Origin of the sequence: Streptococcus sp. FSL L8-0526 (assembly GCF_038007145.1) — a bacterium.
GTDB lineage: Bacteria > Bacillota > Bacilli > Lactobacillales > Streptococcaceae > Streptococcus > Streptococcus thermophilus.
Window position 1 is genome coordinate 156,341 of the sequence record NZ_JBBOWP010000001.1, and the last position, 18,879, is coordinate 175,219.

Genomic DNA, 18,879 nt, shown 5'->3' on the forward strand with positions numbered 1-18,879 from the left:
TTCTTTTTATCTAGCAACTAAAATTAGTTGTTAAGAGCTGCTGCCATTGTAGCTGCAACTTCTGATTCAAAGTCGTTAGATGCTTTTTCAATACCTTCACCAACTTCAAAGCGAACGAATTCTACTACTGAAGCATTTACTGATTCAAGGTAAGCTTCAACTGTTTTGCTGTCGTCCATGATGTAAACTTGGGCAAGAAGAGTGTACGCTTGGTCAACTTTAGTGTTATCAAGAATGAAGCGTTCCATTTTACCTGGGATGATTTTATCCCAGATTTTTTCTGGTTTACCTTCAGCAGCCAACTCATCTTTGATATCTTCTTCAGCTTGAGCGATAACTGCATCAGTCAATTGAGCTTTAGATCCATATTTAAGGTGTGGAAGAGCTGGTTTATTAACCATTGCACGGCTTTCGTTATCTTGATCGATAGCATGGTTAAGTTGTGCCAATTCGTCTTTAACAAATTGTTCGTCCAATTCAGAGTATGAAAGAACAGTTGGTTTCATCGCTGCAATGTGCATTGAGATTTGTTTTGAAATAGCTTCATCTCCACCTTCGATAACTGAAATAACACCGATACGTCCACCGTTGTGTTGGTAAGCTCCGAAGTGTTGTGCATCGGTTTTCTCAACAACTGCAAAACGACGTAATGAGATTTTTTCACCGATAGTAGCTGTAGCAGTTACGTATGCAGCTTCAAGAGTTTCACCTGAAGGCATAGTCAATGCAAGTGCTTCTTCGTTGTTAGCTGGTTTACCTTCAGCAATCACTTTAGCTGTTTCGTTTACCAACTCAACGAATTGAGCGTTTTTCGCAACGAAGTCAGTTTCAGCGTTAACTTCAACAACTGCTGCAACGTTACCGCTAACGTAAATACCTGTCAAACCTTCAGCTGCAATACGGTCAGCTTTCTTAGCTGCTTTAGCCATACCTTTTTCTCGAAGTAATTCAATCGCTTTTTCGATATCGCCATCAACTTCAACCAATGCTTTTTTTGCGTCCATGACACCAGCACCAGATTTTTCACGCAATTCTTTAACAAGTTTAGCTGTAATTTCTGCCATTTTGTTTTTCTCCAAATTTATTTTATAAGACTAAGGGGCTGGGCTGAGCCCCGCCCCTTAGGTGTTTGTCGTATCTTTAGTGGGCAACACGCCCTAACCAATCTTAAAGATTAGTTGTTGTCACCTTCGACAACTTCAACGATTTCTTCGATTGAATCAGCTGCAGCTGCTTCTTGGAAATCTACAGAAGCGTCTTCACCTTGTTTACCTTCGATGATAGCGTCAGCTATTTTTGAAGTAATCAATTTAACGGCACGGATAGCATCATCGTTAGCTGGGATGATTACATCGATCTCATCTGGATCAGCGTTTGTATCAACCATTGCTACAACTGGGATACCAAGTTTCTTAGCTTCTTTAACAGCGATTTGTTCTTTGTGTGGGTCAACGATGTAGATTACATCTGGAATACGAGGCATATCTTCGATACCACCCAAGAATTTTTCAAGACGTGCACGTTGTTTGTTAAGAAGTGCAACTTCTTTCTTAGGAAGAACTTCGAAAGTTCCGTCAGCTTCCATTTGTTTGATTTCTTTCAAACGAGCGATACGTTTTTTGATAGTATTCCAGTTTGTAAGAGTACCACCCAACCAACGGTGGTTGATGTAGTATTGACCAGCACGAGTTGCTTCTTCAGCAACTGCTTCAGCTGCTTGTTTTTTAGTACCAACGAACAAGAATACTGCATCGTTAGCTGCTGCTTCACGAACGAATTCGTAAGCTGTCTCAACCATTTTTACAGTTTGTTGCAAGTCGATAACGTGGATTCCGTTACGTTCTGTGAAGATGTACTTAGCCATCTTAGGATTCCAGCGACGAGTTTGGTGACCAAAGTGAACACCAGCCTCAAGAAGTTGTTTCATTGAAATTACTGCCATGAGTATTTCTCCTTAAAAAATTGTTTTCTCCTCTCCCAGACTTCATCTTGCAAACCCACCCATAAAGAGCAACAGATTCACAATACATCCAGAATGAGTATTTGTTGCATAATACAACTGTCATAGTTTACCATAAAAGCCCCATTTTGACAAGTCAAATGCGACCTTAAAAAAGCTTTTCTTTAAAGTATTTTGGTAAAGATTTTTGCATACTTCCTATCATAAAATATCTGCCATGATAAATTATTGTTCCCTTATTACGAAAATAAAAGCCCGAAAGAATCGGGCTTTTTGTGTGTAAACACATTATACAAAGGCGGTAGACGGATTTGAACCGACGATCAAGCTTTTGCAGAGCCGTGCCTTACCACTTGGCTATACCGCCATAACTAATAATATTCTACCTTAAAATCTAAATGGCGTCAAGTAGTTTTCTTAAATTGTATGCGGTAGAATTTTTTAGAATGGCCAATTCTGTATTGTCAGAGAAGAACTTGTTACCGAGATGTAAAGAAAAAGCTGAACAATTTCTTGCTCAGCCCTTGACAGTGATACGTTTATCCTGTATCATAAATTAGAGACTGAGTAAGAAGTGATGGTTCTTACTCGGTAAGTGGTACGCTGTAGGAGGCGTGCCACTTTTTTTATTCGATTAAGTTATATAAATTATAACACACATAGGCATACCAAGCAAGTATTTTCTTTAGAATTGTAGCACAAAAAACCTTTCTTTTGAAAGGTAATTTGTTATATAACAAGTTATATAACTTTTTGATTTATTTATCGAACCTAAGACCTCTTTTTCCTTCTCTTTTATTTAGGCGATGAAGCTTATATTCCCGCTCAATTTGATTCAATTGTGACTTAATTAGACCTGCTGAAACAGATTCTAGTTCAGTCATTTTTTCATACTCCTCTCTCCAAGAACCAAAAAATAAATCTCTGAGTTGTTCCTCATAATTGAGAACAATTATACGGCTCATTGTCTCTGCACCCCAAACTGTCCAATACATACCACGTTTTTTCATCCTGTAAGTAATTTTACGGTGTTGAGACTCCATAATACCTATCCCTGCATGAGTGAACCCCCTTAATTCAGCCGGCTTAGTGTATTGAAAATTATTTAACAGCTTTCTCTTGAAACTCTTAAACTCTTCCATTTCTTCTTCAGTCAACACCAATGCCTCTGTTGTGTCTAATACAGTGCGTAATTTCCCTTTATCATGTTGCTTTATCGCTTGAAAAGCTCCCTCAAGTAACTCTTCTGAATAAGATTTAAAAAAGGATTTTAACTTTTGGTTAACATGGTACTCATCCCAAAAATGTTCGTGACGTTTGATTTTCAAAGCCTTGGCAATCTCCTTAAAAACATATGGAGTATAACCATGACCTCCATCAGAGTTTGTAATAAGTAGAGTTCTATCTGTTATCTCGTAGGTGTTATAGAGATAATCTAATACTTGTTCTCTAGCCAACCGATTATCCAAACCAACAAACTCCTTTTTATCTTTTAGCTCAAAGCGATTACTTCCAATTTTGTGACTTCCTGTATGAACTACGAAATGAGATAAATCATAGTGACGGTTATCTGTATCAACGTCACGTGCCTTGACCATTACACCATCACCTTCAATATAAATCACATCAACCTTCTGCCTCTCTACTTCTTCATTCTCTTCATAGAACCGATAAGCAGCTCGTTCTGCCAGTAATTTATCACATAGTTTAACAGCTTGAACTACGGTAGGCTTTGTAATTCTAATATGATAGGTCATCTGAATAACCTGAGTTACCTTTTCATAGGGCATCATCGTAGATAGTCTAGCAACCTGGTACATAAATTCCCAGGAGAATCGCACATTCTTTTTTAATCCAAGTTTCTCATCCACTGGAACAGACCACTGATCACCTTTTTTCCATCTACGACGACGAAACGTAAAATCTCCAAAGGTAAAGGCCACAGTGCGCTCAGTTGAATGAATGCAGGTATAGCCTCTCGCTTTCATAACTGGAACCATTTGCTCATCATATTTAGCTACAAAATCATAAAAATCAAGTGCATTTTGGGCAAATAGTTGCTCTTTAAGTTCTCGTTCATCAAAGTTCATTGACTCTCTCCCTTAAATTAGAATAACGTGCCCTATTTTATAAATTTACTAATGCCTTTTCAAGTTTATCTTGATTCTGCTCCGAAAAGAAAAAGACCTTCCAAAAATGAAAGGCTCCTATGTTTCAATGATTATTCAGTAATTCTAAAATTTTCGCCATGTTAGTTCCTTTTTCCATAGACAGCCCTATGTTTTTTTAGCTTTTTGGCCTCTTTGACGGCTCTTATCTGCTCATCAATAAACAGCCAAGTCATGAAGACAAAAGGAAAACCTATAAGCATAACAATCCCTATTTCTAAAAAGTCTGCAATGAACGAAAAGCCACCTGAGAAATGAACTCCTAGAGCAATTATAATAATAGGTAATACTAGGACAGGAACAAACTTCAGTGCCAACAGTCCGACAACCAACAAGAAAAACATATTTAATCCGATTGTCTGGTAAAAGATATAGATAGCCATTGCTGCAATCAACCACCAAAAAGTCTGAACTAATTTTTTGAGAGAAACAAAAATGATCATGATTAAGCTCCTTATTTTTTAGTTTTTAGTTTTCTCTGCATCTTGCTCCATTCTTTAATAATTAAATTTTCTAAGTAGTCTGAAGCAGATTTAGAACCATGAAATTTTACTAATTCCTCTAGTTTCTGATAGCGCACATCATAGTGAAGTGAAAAAGGATAACGCCCCTTTTTGTTATTTTTCGGTAATTTATTATCACTTATTTCTTGACTAGTAAGAGGTTTTTGATTCTTCATAAATAAACTCTTTCAAATATTGATTATTATAATTTGTTATATAAAAAGTTATATAACTTTTACAAACATATTTTATATAAAAAAGCCATAACTGTCAATAAAAAACGCACAACTTGTTGTATAACTTTTTGTGCGTTTTATTTTTTAGTTACTATCCAAAAGAACCACCAATATTCCCACCAACATAGGCTTTCAGCTGAATCTGATTAACCGTTGTATTGAAGTTCCCTACAAAATAACAGTTATCTTCTCCCTCCTTTGTCAGGACGATTAGAAATTGAACAACGTCCTCATTTTCAGATGGCATAACTTCTAGCTTATCTGATTGATACTCATATTGATTTACCAGGAGCGCCATCGCAAAAGTTTGAACCATTCCATCTTGACTCATAGAAAGATGATTTTCTAGTGTGCCACGAACATTTGATAAATGGTCTGCCTTCTTAATAGCGTTTGTTGCCTCATCAAATGCTTTAAGTACTTGTTGCTTATGCTCGTCGCTCCCTTCAGTATAAGGGTGTTCTAGCTTCAATTTTGCTGTCCGATAGTTCTTTTCATCAACTGTTTCTGGAGTTGATTGTGATACATCATCCTCCACTGTCGTCTCCGTCTGTTCGCTTTTATGTTCCTGTGGTTTGCTACTGGTTAGATTTCTATAAACTGCAAATCCAGAGAAAATAAGCAATAGTCCAACCACAATAACATAAATCATATTAACTTTTATCCATTCTTTCATTGATTTATCCTTTTACTTTCCAAGTTTTGGTTCTTTTCCATCTGGATAAGCAAAGGTAGTAATTTCTGCCTTTTGTTGCTCTGGTGTCCAGATACGATAGTTCCAGGTATAAGATTTTTTGAAATAATCTGCCCCTGAAAGTGGTGTATTTTGCTCTACAATCAAAATTGAACCATTTTCAAAAACATGGCACACAATACCAGTATGGCCATAACCACCACCTCCGTTTTGTGTAGAAAAGATAGCTCCTTTTTTAGGAGTAGTTTTGACAGAATTGCCAAAGATGCTAGCCCATGCTGCTGCTTGGTCTTTACCGTTTCCAGTAACCGACCCTGAATGTCCCCAAAGATGGTTTCCCACGCTAATTGTCAAATTAACACATTGACCAGCTAAATAATCACTACCTGGATTAAACCATCCAGAAGAGCTTGCATAGGCCATGCCAAGCGATTTAGGATCAATGATATACTGCTTTAGACTCTCTGGTAAGTTATCAGGACTATATCCCCAGGCTGTCGCATCAGCTGGAACTGTTCCTGTACCATCAGTGGCACCACCTGAAGAAGAATCGCTACAATCTTTACTATTGCTTGTAAAAGTATCAGATGGACCAGTATCTCCAGCTGAAGCTGTGACTGCTTTATAAGGTTTATCACCATGAGAGCTGATAGCTTCCTTATCCAGCCATTCATACTTTTTGCCAAGCGTATTGTACATGTCAATAAGCTTAGTTTTATAAGTACCGTCAGTAGCCCAGCCACCGTCTGCAATAGCACTTAGAGTCGCTATGCCATCCGTATTGTTGATAGCCTTAGTATAGAGTGTTTGGTGAGCCATAAACTCTGCTTTACCAACAATACCAGCATCATAACTGGAGAACCAGGTGTAAGCTCCACCTGTACCATCTCCTACATTAGCTCCTGATTTCGTTCCTGTTAGGTCAACACTATCTTCACCATAAGTTGCTAGAGTAACAGGGAAGTTGCTCTTGCTAGATGTTTTAACACCACCCATGTTATGGGCTTGCCAGAATGATGTTCCGTTAGGGTTAGAGAAATTGAATCCATTCTCAATCATGGTCTGCGTGATCGATGCAGACGGTAAGAAGCCACCAGCTTTCCAAGACAAGATATAAGCCTCTTTGTGCTCCTTAACAAATGAATCAATTGATCCATCGCCTGAAGAAATAGAGGACTCTGTAGAGGTAGATATTGCTACTTCAGTTGTACAATTCGTTTGAGAACTACTAACAGCCCCCAAAATACCTGCTAGTATGGTTACACCAATACTAATTAGAAACACAAGAGAGATAAGCGGTGCTAGTATCTTAAATAGAACTGCTTTTTTCACATAATTCCCCCTTCTACCAAAGACCAAGAATTGTCTTTAGAATAGCGTAGAACACTAAGAAGACGATGAACCCAATACCAAGTTTCTTTAATCCTCTTAAAAATTCTTGATCACGTGCTTTTTGAGCGACTAAGCGTTCTGGATCAGACTCACCATCCGAGGCAAAATAATCTCTAATTTCCTGACTCTTAATTTTTCGTACGGTCACATAGTTATTGATTGCTTGCTTCCGTCTTTCAATTGGTCCAAGTTTATTTGGATTTTTATTTGACATATCCGTCACCTTTCTATTTCTACTGAATACCACCATATCTCTGTACTTCTGGCGTTAATAACTGCTGGTTAAAGACCAGATTGCCTACCCCAGCAATATTCATAAATAATTGCCCTTTTACTAAGCGTGGCAATGTTTCCAGCTCTGATTGATTCATAGAGCCTACCAAGGCATTAGCAAGCAAAGGAATACTTGTTTCATCAGTTTGAGCAAAGACACGGTACTGCATCAATCCAAAGATACGCTGAACAGCAGTGACATACGGATCTTTATGACTACCTGCTCCTGATTCAAATAAAATTCCTCGTAGAGAGTTAACCGATAGTACCACACCTGCAAAGTTCTCTCCCATCGAGTCAATCATATCAGCTAGTAGTTCAACGCTGCTTTCATACTTAGGATTGATCAATGTTTGAGCTTCACTGATATTAACAATATAATGCTCCATATCCATTTCTGTTAGATTAGGATTAGCTTTTAATAATTGCTTGCAGCGTTTACCATTATTGACGATATCAGCTGAAACCAGGGATAGCACTGAAAAGATTTGTGCATTAAGTAAGTGAGGGGTTCCTTTAAGGCCTGAGAAGTCAAAAGTAACAACTTGCTCAGACGAAATATCCTGGAACTCAGTTGTGCCTTCAAAGATCTCTGAGTTTGTTGTTAGCAGTTCATCAAAAGTATTATGAATACGGTTAACAGATTTAATTTCAATTTCATCTGGTTGACTTTGTGCCAATAAACTACGCTTATAGTCTTCCGCAAAGTGGATAAAATCTGTTAGGACTGGATACTCCTCATTTACTAAATCAGTCGCTTTTAACTTCTCTGGATTCAACTTAGGATTACGTGCCCACAAACCTTCTTCAATATAAAACTCATTGAGCATCTTACCGAAGGTTGTTAAATCATCCCCTGTTACTTCACTATTAAGTAGTTTCAAGATACTCTTTAACTTCTGAATATGTAGATTATAGGATTTCTTCTTATCAATCTCTGTTCCATCTTCATTTGTTACTGTTGGGAACACTTGGAAAATATTGATACGGTTAGCTTCACCTGATAAATCAAGAATCAGACCATGCTGGTGTCTCGTCTGATCGAGAAATGTCCCATTTGCATCAAAGTTACGAATATAGTTTCCTTTGGCATAAAGGCCATCTGTATGCTTCAACAGAAAAGAACGCTGCCCCATCTTAGGGTTCCCTGAAATAATCATAAAGGAACGAGTTCGACGTTGATCACGTTGCAAAAAGTTAAAATTAACGGCTCCTTTGGTTGGTGTCCATCCCATGTAAACACCTTTAGAATCTTCTAGTTTGGTGTGATTGAAGAAATAACCACCGGCCAAATCATGCGCCCTAATAGGAATACCTCGTCTATGGTTGGGTAAATCAATTTGATATTGGGCTGGTATGAATGGAGCATGATATTCAAAGTCAAGTTCACCTGAAAGGATGGTTGACTTAAAGTTAGAAGTCTTGTCTTTAATATCCTCTACTTGCTTGAAGAGAGCTTCTTTAGTTGATGCAGAAGAATAGTTCCGAACATACATTCCTAGCATCGCAATATTCTTCTTGGTAATGTCTCTATCCAGTTGAGTTAAGTCTTTGATTTCATCTAGTTCTTGTTGGTTATCAACTATCTTACTGTTTCCAGTAATACGAGTTGATTTTTCCTCAATAGCATCTTTGATTTCTTGCTTCAGCTCTTTGTTATTTGCTCGATAGAGAGATAAAAACGAACGTGTGCCTGGAATCAGCATTAAATCTGATAACCAGAAACGGTCTAAATCTTCTGAGGGGTATTCGTAATAATGAAGTGCTGTATGATAACCGTCCCCACTGATCCAGGAGCGATCATCCTTTTTGAAATCAATGTTACCTTGTGGTTGTATGCGACTGAGAAAAGCAAGATCATAACCTTGCGCTTTTAACTGTCTTTGTCTGCGTTTTGAAAGTTCTGGCATGTTATCCTCCTATACTTTTTCGTTCATGTTATTGAATTGCTTGATAATTTGTTCTTTCTTAACCCTGGTTATTTCTTGAGGAACAAAATCATTATTCCCATAAGACTTAGCCTTACGTACTAGGTCATCTAACTCCGTTGTAGTTGGTGCAAAGAGCCACAAAATAAACTCTGTATTGTAGATTTCTTGTTGAATACTCTCTTCAACTTGAATCTCATTGATCAGTAAGGCCTCACGATCAAGAAGCTGTAAGTACCGACGTGAATTAGGTAGTAATTTTGCCTTTTCTTGCCGAACGAGGCTCAAATGATGACGAAGATCCATAATCTGAGTATCTGTATTAGTTGGCAAGGTTGTTGTTTCAATCTGAATATCAGTGTTAAAGTCAGTCAACCATTTCTCAAAAATATCAATTGTTCGTCGAATTTCATTATAGGAAAGTGATCCTAAGTCTTTTCCTGGTATTTCCATCAACTGAAGATAACCGTAATCAACTAATTGAATGTAAGCTTGACGATTATCAATAATTGACTTTACATCAAGCAATTCTACACATGAATGAAGGTCAAAATATTCTTGACTGTGCTTTTTTTCCTGCTTACGCCCTAATTGTCGTTTAACTTCAGGCTGCTTTTGATTTTGTTTAATAGCCATTAACGTTTCTCTCCTCTCTGATAATTCAAACTAATGTATCGTTTCCGTCGTCTCCTGAAAAAGAGAAGCATGCTATGCCAATTTTTCTTTCCGCCATTGGCTGGTAAAACTAGATAGAGACACATAAGCGGTGTCAAAATAATAAAGGCAAGTAACTGTGCCCATTGACTCGTTGGGAATATCTTAGTTCCAATAGAAACCGCAGCAACCGCTGAGCCTCCTACAAAAACAATATCGGCCATGAATAGTCCTATGATTTTTACTTTGGCATAGATGTCACGTGGAACACCGTATTTTTCATCCATTTATCTAACTCCTTTCTTGTATAGTTCCATAATAAGAGATAATGAAAATTCTTGCGTTAAGCGGACAAATTGTATCATCTCAAACTGAAGAGCCGTTTTTATACAAAAAGTTATATAACTTTTTACATAAAAAAGAAGCCTCAAGATTGAGACTTCTTAACCATATTGAAGAATGATTCTTCTGACAAAATTGTGATTTCTTGCCCTTCTGCTATTCTGGATATTGCAGCTTCATACTTTTTAGACCGTCTATCTGGTTCAAAAAGATCTAGTTGTTTATGACCTGCAAGAAGAATATTTGTTTGAGCAGAGACATATCCTTGAACGATTGCTCCCTTTTTCTCCAGGAAGGTAATCACATCTTGTCGGCTCATTGGTCGTAAACTTCCTGTAATCACAACAACCTTACCTGCAACATCACACATAGAGCTTACTCTTCACTTTCATCAATTTCAGCACCTCTTATATGAGATTGTCCTTGCATACGCTGACCTGCTTGTTGCATTTGTTGGTTCATGTACTGCATTTGGTTCATTGATTGTTGGAAGTTACGTTTAGAAACCGTTGAGCCTTCAGTTTTTTTGGGTGCTTCATGGGTAACATTGGGAAGTGGATTATTTTCAATAGATTGAGGAATGTCTCTAGCTGGTGGAGTTGGATCACTAATGCCACCGAAGGCCTCGCCAGACGGTTCTGCTGGTGTCACTGTTGGATCTGTAATACCACCACCACTTGGGCCACTATCTGTATTTTCAAATGGGCTAGGCTCATCTGAGAATAAACTTTCCCCTCCATATTGTCCAGAAGGATTTAAGGTAAATTCTGCATTTGGATTGATTGTTGAATCAAATCCTGCACGTGGCGGAACTGCATCATTTTTCATGCCTTTATAAACAGCATCATGGGCAGCCTGCTCTTTTTGACCTAAGTTATCTGCTATACCACCTGCAAAGTCTTTCGCTTTACCGACAGCCTCTTTACCTGCAAGGTCAGCAGCACTATACATGTTACTCAAGCCACCTTTAACTGCATTCAAAGCACCTTGATCTTTAGCAGCATTGAAAGCACCTCGAATTCCACCACCAGTTGTTGCCAGACTATTTCCAAGAACTTTACTTCCTGCTACCATTGCTCCAGGAGCTTTCTTAGCCATATCAAGTCCAAAGCCTCCCATAGCCATAGCTCCGTTACCGATAGCTCCAGCACCTGTCGCAAAGGCATTACCCATCATCATCGCTCCAAGGAGTTGTTGGGCTGTATCACTATGACCAGTAGAAACGCCAAGCCAACGTTCAATCATTGATACCCCTTGCATAGCAGCAAAGAAGACACCAATATAAACAAGTGAAGCCGCAAGACATTGTTCCCACATACCAAGACCATCAAAGAAACCACCTGATAGCTTAGTGACTGCGGACACCGATAACGTTGGTAGGTCACGTAGGATTTCCAACGTCACACGCATAATCACTACTTCAAAGAAGATACCTGCAAGAGCTCCTCCTATGGTTCGTAGGAGTTCTTTGTACTTCTTAGAGTTTGATAGAGAAGTATATCCCTGAAGTGGTGAAATCATAGCCTCAATCACAATATCAAAGACCGATTTAACCAATTTGATTGACATGGAAATCAATAGGACAATCAGGATAATGTACTGCATGAACATGCCTATCCAGTTAACCTTGTATCGCATATAGACTGGTTCAAAGGCATTTAATTCACCTACAATTCGATGCTTAGTAATAGTTTCAACACCATTTTGATTTGCATTTAGCTTATGCAGAAACAAACCTTCTAAACCTTTTTGCTTATCCTCCATTTCTTTTAATAAATCTGCATTTGAAGCTCCATAGGTTGCCCCAAAATCAATTCGTGTCGCAAAGTCAGTAGTATCTCTCTTGTCAATGCTATCTGTAATATTATTGACTGGAGTTGAGCCTTCTTTAGGGGGCTTGATATACCCATAATAATCCAGCGGAAAAAGCTCTGTTGAAAAATCATTATCAATCAATACTTTAAGATCTACCACATTATTTTTCATTGGTTGAATCGCCAAAGATGAATAGTGTTCAGTTCCATCAGGTGCTTCACTAGATACGGTTTGAATATTCATTGCATCTTGAGCAATCACCGATGAAACGGATGTTAAAGCCAAAGGTAACACAGCCGTAACCATCGTTACTAGAAGGAAGTTAGTTATCACCCCTTTGTATTTGACTGGCTTAGTAAAAACACCAGCTATTGCAGAAACAACTAAAATCAAGCTAAATAGTGTTGTTCCTATCACCTGAAACCAGAAGAAAAATTGTCCGATAACAGTGTTGTTATCTCCTAAATATCCGAATAGTCCAAAGAGCTTAAACATATTATTAAAGACATGTTCTAGACTCGCTGTAATGGAATATAGAGCTTTGGCAATGGCACCTGGTATATAGGCTAAAAAGGAGAGAAAGGCTGGGGTTGAATCAAGGTAGTTACTCCAATATTTATAAAATGAAGCCATCTTTTCTGCATTCTCGCCTGTGATATTCCCATTAGTCGCACCATTCCAATCTAGAAAACCAGTTTCTAGGTCATTAACTAAATCGGAATAAGTATCATATTTCACATAAGGTACCTACTTTCTTTATAAGATACCTCCATCATAAGGGATAATGAAAATTCCTGCGTTAAGCGGACAAGTCACAGGAAATATGAAAAAAGCCTCGCCTATGCGAGACTCTCTCATTATTTAGATGTTCCTGAAAAATCATAATAACCAAAACTTCGTTGGTCTCTACCTAACTCAAAAATACGGATACTTTTTCCCTTATCTGTTAACGCAATTTGATAAACACCTTCAGAATCTTTACGTGTCGGATTCTTTTCACGACTAACAATTATGGTAAAATTATCAGTTCCCTTTAATTCAGATTCTAACTCATCAATAGTATTTTTTATTCCTGAAGGAAGCTCCTGATCAGAAATAACTGAAAAATATTTCATATTCCCATACCTATTAGTAATCGAATTATCTTTTTTATTAAAGGTTAATACATCATCACCAGCTCTAAATGGATAAATGCCACCTGGATTTTCTGAATACCCTGTATAACTATTTTTTAATTCTGTTTTGATAATATCTTCAGCTGATTTTTGACCACAGGCTGCTAGAAGAATAAGCGCAAGCCCTAGCATCAATAGACTAAACAATTTTTTCATTTTCATAACAACCTTCTCCTCAATTTGCTGATTACATTATAACAAATACAGTTTACTTTGTCTAAGGGTACTAAAAAACGGAGCTTACCAAAATAAAAATAATTATTTATATAATGATTTTAATAAATATATGAATCGCTTAGTAATCCCTTTTATTTCACCTTCTAAGAATCCAATTTATAGTTTTCAATCCAGTTATCTAAAAAAGTTGAAGCCCCACTATGACCCTCAGCAGCTGCAATTAAATCTAGTTTTTCACGATTTTTTGGCTTTAAAGTGAACGTGTAAGGATGTTTTATTTTACCTGGTGGTCTTCCTGCTCGTCTTGTTTTAGTTGATTGAGGTGGTGCTTGGATCTTTTCACCAAGCGATTTCTCAATACGTTCTCTCTTTGAAGTAAATGCCATCTTTTCTCCTTTTTATTTTGATAGCTATTTTAATCATGATTTATATAACTATTTTTATATTTATTTTAATAACTATTTTAATACATTTATCAACTCTCGTCAATAATAGAAATCATTTGCTCAAGTGTCTCTTGAATCTGACTGAAGAAAGAGCGATGCACCTGATAAGTCGCTTTATCAGACATCATATCAATCATTGTATGATCTTTTGTAATTCTATTAAAAAGTTCTTTATGTGGGATTTGCCCTAAAATATTGACTTCACCATCAATAGCCTGTAATAACTCTTTTGATTTCTTAGTATTATGCTTAATCATATTTGGAAGAAAATAGAGTTTAGCAGTTATCAACGATTCACGACTTGGACGAACAATTTCCTGTTTACGGTAATTTTCCAAACGAATTTCTAAATTTTCTTTAGCCTCAAAAGCGAAGTCACTTGGAATAAGTGGGCTAATAATAATATGACTGACTGCAATAGCATTTCTAGTAGCAATCCCAAAGTCTGGATGACAGTCTATAATAACATAGTCATAATTACCTAGTTCACGAATGTCATAGTGATCATCTAACCAGTCATATAAAAACATATTTTGGTTTGGATTAGTTTCCAGCTGACGTTCAACTTCATCTAGTCTCATAGAACCAGGTATTAAATCAATGTTAGGGGCAACAGGTAAGATATCTACATTTCCTTGTTTTGTATAGATATTTGCGATAGTTCCGCTCTCTTGGTAAATATCATAATAATGTGTTAGATTACACTGATGATCTTTATCCATAAATAAAACCTTAAACCCTCGTCTAGCTAACTCTTGACCTAGTAACAAGGCATTTGTTGTAGCACCTACACCACCTTTAATTTTTGAAAAAGAAATAATTTTCATGTCCATGCTCCTCTTTTATTTTATATATTTATTATAATATAAATTATTATTGTTATCAATATTAAAATACATATTTTAATTATTATTTTTGTAAATATTTTTATATTAAGTCAATATTTCATTTTTTATTTGAAATTCATCAAAGAACTTAGTATAGTAGAATTATCATCAAATAGGAGGCCCTCATGAATCCATTAGAACGATTAGATAAAACCATTAATCACATTGACGAACTTTTAATTGAGTTAGGGAAATCTAACGATCCTAAAGCCAAAGAAACAGTTAACTATATAAATACTGAATTAGAGGAAATCTACAATCGGTATGCCTCTCAAATTCATTTCGATTCAGGAAGTGATACTACTAATAGCCATGCCTACAAACTTAAAAATTTAGGCTATCAGTTACTTTCCTCTAGAAGGGAGATAGACGTAGAGTATGGTGTTATTGTTTTAAACAAACTTCGAAAAATTTTAGGCAATATCTAAATTATTCTATTTTAAAGCCCTTAGAGATAAACTCTAAGAGCTTTTTTTCTAAGTTAGATTACATCATCTACAAAGAAGATATCGTCATCCTCTTCTTCATCAAAAACATCTGCAATAATAGCATGTGTTAGTTCATCTGGAGAGGTGAACTGAGCTTGAGATAAAGGTTTTGGTTGCTGCTTTCTTGTAGCTAATTGAGGAGGTTCTCCGTTACTTCTCATACGATCAGTTAGTGCCGTACGCCAATCAATAATTTTATTAAAAGTGCTTTGTGCTCCTACTGCTATATCTTGAAGATCAAGCTCTCTATGCTCACTATTTACTGGAATATCAGCCAATGTCGTAGAGTGATCAAACTCATCTTGAAGGAACATATAACGGTAAGGAAGGCTGGTCTTCTCGTGCAAGAAAATTGGATCTGTCGTTACCTTACGACCAACGTTATCTCGACCTTTAACCCCACGTAGAATAACCGCTTCACCTTCCTGGAGTTTGGCTAATTGTGTAGGTGTTAGCAATTCTTGCTTAGGATTTTCAATAGACACGTTAGGGTTAGCTTCATCTAAGATATTGCTAGAACGTCTGCGACGTGTGATTGTCCGTGTTCCTAAATCCTTACTGAAGCGTTCATTAGTTTTATTAGAGGTAGATTTAACGTAGATTTTAAGCGAACAGTTATCTTGAATAGTTGCTGCGATATTTTCACCATATTTATCGGTCAACTGCTCCAGATTTTGAATCCAGAGATAGTATAAAATGTTTTGACCAAGCCCAATAGAAATCTTAGTATCCATATGAGGAACTGCTGGTATGTTTGTGAACTCATCCAGGATATGAAGAATCCTGTTAACGCACTTACGGCCATTTGACAGAGCTAACTCATAATTGGCATTAAACAGCTGATCCAAGAACAGCGACACAATACTATTATATTCAGTACGGTTTGGTGGTGTTACCAGGTAAATCACTTTAGGATTGTCTGAATAAATCAAATCGATATCTCCTTCTTGGAGAAGGTTATCATCTTGTTCATTGAGAACAGTAACTTTGATATAATCCAAAATAGGTTTCCTAGAGTATTCATCCAGCGCAATGATTTTACCACGCTTCTTATAGACTTTCTCAGCTGAGAATTGGAAGGTCTTGTTACGGATAGCTGAATCACCATTATTTTCATGGTTGAAATCTATCGTTACTATGAACCGATCAGGAAGTTTTGGTTCAATCACATAGGTAAGATAACCTTCACCATCTATCAAAGCCGTTGCAGCATCTACGTGAAGAACTTGTCTAGTTGTTTTACCCCAAGCCGATTGACTGGTAATTGTCACCTTAGCAGTTTTATGAGCGTATTCGTTACGCATAGCTACATTAGAACTTGAACGAAACTTAACCGATAAGCGACGTGGGAAACCAACTGATTCTAGGTCAATAGAATTTTTAGACGTGAGTTTAGCAATGTTATCTTGCAAGAACAGATTAATACCAGACATCATACTAGAGAATACGTTTCCTTTTGTTTCTTCTGAAGCAAAGTCAGACGACCTAAAGTTAAGGTCTGCCATATCTCTAAACTTAGAAAACTGTTCCTGATTGATTTTACGCAAGTTATCAAAGTAAACCGTGATTTTAGATTTCTTCTTAACTTGTTGCTCTCGATCTGGATTCTCAACGATTTCTCCAAAGTCATTAACAAAGACTTCTTCAGAACCCAAATCGGTTAAGAATTTGGCAATATTTCGAACTGTAACCGTGTCCCAGGCATCCGTTTCTCCATTCTTGAATGTTTCATTAGCTCGGTCAATGAGAGCCATAGCAATCGCATTAAAGAGCGAAATAGAGGTATCTTCCCAATATTTGGCATTTCCGTTGCCAACACCTGGTTTCGTTTTACGATAAATTGCTTCAGCAACCGCATTAACCCTTGTCTGTGTCATTTCATAATAACCCTTCTTGGCCGCTGCTATTGCAAGAGCTAGAGGGTTATAAGACATAGACCAATCCATATTCTGGAAAGATAGGACATTAACATCATAGCCACGTCGGCGCATGGTTTTATATGATGACTGATAGTGTTCCCCTTTTGGATCGGCAAGAACCATCGACGGTTGAATTTCTGCACGACTATTGATATCAATAGTCGTTGTAATATGCCCTTCACCTTTACCAGAACGTGTCATACCAATACCAAGCATATTAGTGGTGCTGTCATCGATGTAATAATCACCTGAAGCTTTCGCATAAATCCCTAAGACTCTCTCAGCATTCGTCAGATATCGGCTAAAAGTGCGGTTTTGCCAAAGCATTTGAGAACCTAATGTTAAACCTGTAAGATTCGTTCTCGTCTCATGTAGGACTGGTACACCACCTTCACCTGGATAAGTTTCTGTTTTATTGGGAACTTTCTTATACTGTTGGTGAATTTCCTTGACTGTCGCAAAGCGGTCATCACCTTCCTCATTATGGTTATAGTCACGATATTGTTCAAAATTGACCCAAGCTGAACGCCAGGCAATGATTAAACCAATGATAAAAATTGGTACTGCTAGAATCGGTGCTACCAGAAATACTCTAGCATTAAATAAATTCTGAATCAGTAAGCTATCAACATTAAAGACGACAACTTGACTGCTATCCCTCAATGTTATGAGTGAGAAATAAAGGAAGCGGATAGCTGCCCTTAAAACAGTTACCAAATAGTTCGTCAAAATTAAAGCAATAAAACTGAAGCCCAAACCCATGAATACAAAACTACGGTAGTTTTTGAAGTAGAGCAGAGGCTTCATTTCCTTGTCAAATCGCTTTCTGTCTTGCTTCACAAAGGGCAATTTATAGATAAGACGGAAGAGAAGGTTACCAATCAGCAAGAATAAAAATGAAGGAACAACTGTCATAAGTCGCTTCATAAGATTCCAGAACTGTTTACTCTTAACTTTACCAGCTGACTTCCAGTCAATTTCATGACGATTCTTCAAGATATGAGCTAATTCTGCACCCTTATTTATGAAACGTTCCCTGAAAAGTTCTCTATCATCTATCAAGCCTCTTATCAACCAGAAAAGATTTCTAAGTGGTTCTCTCACAACTTTTATTCCCTGATACCCCAGATAGCCTACAAAACTAACTAGGAGGAGAGCATTGAACCTATTGACTTTGGCTAATTGAATAAGCGTGTAATAAATGGCCTCTATCCAACTATACATACCGTTCACCTCTGATTTCTTCTAAGAAACGCTTGATTTTCTCACCGTAGAAACTTGAAAAGAGGAATATTTTAAATTGTAATTGAGGTGATGCAAGCTGGTATCTTTCCAGATAGGAATTTATCCCCTGCTCAATTCCTAATTGAACGGTATAGCGATGACAACTTCTCCCCTGTTTCAGATAGTTTTCCACCTGAAGAGACTCAGCCATCAATTCATCTGATTGATCATCTGTTTGTTTTCTTGCCATAAGCAATTATCCTTTCTGATGTGATTTTGAATACACTATTAGTCTAAGGGATAATTGCTTTTTCTGCGTTAAGCGGACAAATTAGAGAGTTGTACAAAAGTTATATAACTTTTTGTACATAATAAAAAGCATCCACAACGAGATGCTTCCTATATTTTTGAGTTACCTATTAGATTTACTTTAATTCATCTAAAGTATCAGAATCGTTTTGTTGATTATTATTTATCTGGTTCACTTGAGTTTCAGTAGTTGGACTGGTTATTTTGGCTTCAGTTAATACAGGGATCCTATCAGTTAAAATCTCTTGAGTTGTATCCTCTGATAAAAGTTCTCCAAGTTTCGCGAATA

19 protein-coding genes and 1 tRNA gene are annotated in these 18,879 nt (G+C 37.1%); 1 reads left to right on the forward strand and 19 read right to left on the reverse strand.

Features of this window, described 5'->3' with window-relative positions; translation table 11 throughout:
• Positions 1-23: 23 nt before the first annotated feature.
• The 17 genes from tsf to NSQ85_RS00900 form a co-directional block, all read right to left on the reverse strand.
• The gene (gene tsf, locus NSQ85_RS00820) at positions 24-1,064 is read right to left on the reverse strand and encodes a translation elongation factor Ts (protein WP_084830433.1); all 1,041 of its coding nucleotides are present in this window, start codon (positions 1,062-1,064) and stop codon (positions 24-26) included.
• Positions 1,065-1,174: 110 nt separating this feature from the next.
• Positions 1,175-1,942, reverse strand: a complete 768-nt coding sequence (gene rpsB / locus NSQ85_RS00825; protein WP_084830432.1) for a 30S ribosomal protein S2 — start codon at positions 1,940-1,942, stop codon at positions 1,175-1,177.
• A gap of 314 nt (positions 1,943-2,256) precedes the next feature.
• Positions 2,257-2,327 (reverse strand) — tRNA-Cys (locus NSQ85_RS00830).
• 391 nt (positions 2,328-2,718) lie between these two features.
• On the reverse strand, positions 2,719-4,050 hold the full coding sequence (locus NSQ85_RS00835) for an ISLre2 family transposase (RefSeq protein WP_340780923.1): 1,332 nt from the start codon (positions 4,048-4,050) through the stop codon (positions 2,719-2,721).
• A gap of 161 nt (positions 4,051-4,211) precedes the next feature.
• Positions 4,212-4,571, reverse strand: a complete 360-nt coding sequence (locus NSQ85_RS00840) for a hypothetical protein (RefSeq protein ID WP_340780924.1) — start codon at positions 4,569-4,571, stop codon at positions 4,212-4,214.
• A gap of 11 nt (positions 4,572-4,582) precedes the next feature.
• On the reverse strand, positions 4,583-4,807 hold the full coding sequence (locus NSQ85_RS00845; protein WP_050204117.1) for a hypothetical protein: 225 nt from the start codon (positions 4,805-4,807) through the stop codon (positions 4,583-4,585).
• A gap of 151 nt (positions 4,808-4,958) precedes the next feature.
• Positions 4,959-5,543 (reverse strand): hypothetical protein, encoded by a 585-nt coding sequence (locus NSQ85_RS00850; protein WP_340780926.1) that lies wholly within the window; start codon positions 5,541-5,543, stop codon positions 4,959-4,961.
• Positions 5,544-5,555: 12 nt separating this feature from the next.
• On the reverse strand, positions 5,556-6,893 hold the full coding sequence (locus NSQ85_RS00855) for a CHAP domain-containing protein (RefSeq protein ID WP_340780927.1): 1,338 nt from the start codon (positions 6,891-6,893) through the stop codon (positions 5,556-5,558).
• A gap of 13 nt (positions 6,894-6,906) precedes the next feature.
• Positions 6,907-7,167 carry a hypothetical protein gene (locus tag NSQ85_RS00860; RefSeq protein ID WP_340780928.1) on the reverse strand — a complete coding sequence of 87 codons (261 nt, stop codon included), beginning with the start codon at positions 7,165-7,167 and terminating at the stop codon, positions 6,907-6,909.
• A gap of 19 nt (positions 7,168-7,186) precedes the next feature.
• Positions 7,187-9,136 carry a hypothetical protein gene (locus NSQ85_RS00865; protein WP_003045965.1) on the reverse strand — a complete coding sequence of 650 codons (1,950 nt, stop codon included), beginning with the start codon at positions 9,134-9,136 and terminating at the stop codon, positions 7,187-7,189.
• Positions 9,137-9,145: 9 nt separating this feature from the next.
• Positions 9,146-9,790 (reverse strand): hypothetical protein, encoded by a 645-nt coding sequence (locus tag NSQ85_RS00870; RefSeq protein ID WP_340780929.1) that lies wholly within the window; start codon positions 9,788-9,790, stop codon positions 9,146-9,148.
• A complete protein-coding gene (locus NSQ85_RS00875) occupies positions 9,790-10,095 on the reverse strand; it encodes a hypothetical protein (protein ID WP_003045960.1) in 306 nt (101 codons plus the stop codon). The genes NSQ85_RS00870 and NSQ85_RS00875 overlap by 1 nt, the downstream gene beginning before the upstream one ends.
• A 140-nt stretch (positions 10,096-10,235) precedes the next feature.
• Positions 10,236-10,520: a BRCT domain-containing protein gene (locus NSQ85_RS00880; RefSeq protein ID WP_003045958.1), complete on the reverse strand. Its 285-nt coding sequence runs from the start codon at positions 10,518-10,520 to the stop codon at positions 10,236-10,238.
• A 5-nt stretch (positions 10,521-10,525) separates the two neighbouring features.
• On the reverse strand, positions 10,526-12,703 hold the full coding sequence (locus tag NSQ85_RS00885; protein ID WP_340780930.1) for a pLS20_p028 family conjugation system transmembrane protein: 2,178 nt from the start codon (positions 12,701-12,703) through the stop codon (positions 10,526-10,528).
• Positions 12,704-12,822: 119 nt separating this feature from the next.
• Positions 12,823-13,302: a hypothetical protein gene (locus NSQ85_RS00890; protein ID WP_340780931.1), complete on the reverse strand. Its 480-nt coding sequence runs from the start codon at positions 13,300-13,302 to the stop codon at positions 12,823-12,825.
• Between the two features lie 158 nt (positions 13,303-13,460).
• On the reverse strand, positions 13,461-13,703 hold the full coding sequence (locus NSQ85_RS00895; protein ID WP_027974260.1) for a hypothetical protein: 243 nt from the start codon (positions 13,701-13,703) through the stop codon (positions 13,461-13,463).
• Positions 13,704-13,792: 89 nt separating this feature from the next.
• Positions 13,793-14,590 (reverse strand): ParA family protein, encoded by a 798-nt coding sequence (locus tag NSQ85_RS00900; RefSeq protein ID WP_340780935.1) that lies wholly within the window; start codon positions 14,588-14,590, stop codon positions 13,793-13,795.
• A 185-nt stretch (positions 14,591-14,775) separates the two neighbouring features.
• Here NSQ85_RS00900 and NSQ85_RS00905 point away from each other — a divergent pair, with 185 nt between their 5' ends.
• The gene (locus NSQ85_RS00905) at positions 14,776-15,078 is read left to right on the forward strand and encodes a hypothetical protein (RefSeq protein ID WP_340780936.1); all 303 of its coding nucleotides are present in this window, start codon (positions 14,776-14,778) and stop codon (positions 15,076-15,078) included.
• Positions 15,079-15,131: 53 nt separating this feature from the next.
• Here the strand turns inward: NSQ85_RS00905 and NSQ85_RS00910 are convergent, their stop codons facing one another.
• Together NSQ85_RS00910 and NSQ85_RS00915 are read right to left on the reverse strand one after the other, a co-directional pair.
• Positions 15,132-18,281, reverse strand: a complete 3,150-nt coding sequence (locus NSQ85_RS00910) for a VirD4-like conjugal transfer protein, CD1115 family (RefSeq protein ID WP_340780937.1) — start codon at positions 18,279-18,281, stop codon at positions 15,132-15,134.
• Positions 18,274-18,531, reverse strand: coding sequence for a hypothetical protein (locus tag NSQ85_RS00915; RefSeq protein WP_000101623.1), 258 nt, complete (start codon positions 18,529-18,531; stop codon positions 18,274-18,276). The genes NSQ85_RS00910 and NSQ85_RS00915 overlap by 8 nt, the downstream gene beginning before the upstream one ends.
• Positions 18,532-18,879: the final 348 nt, after the last annotated feature.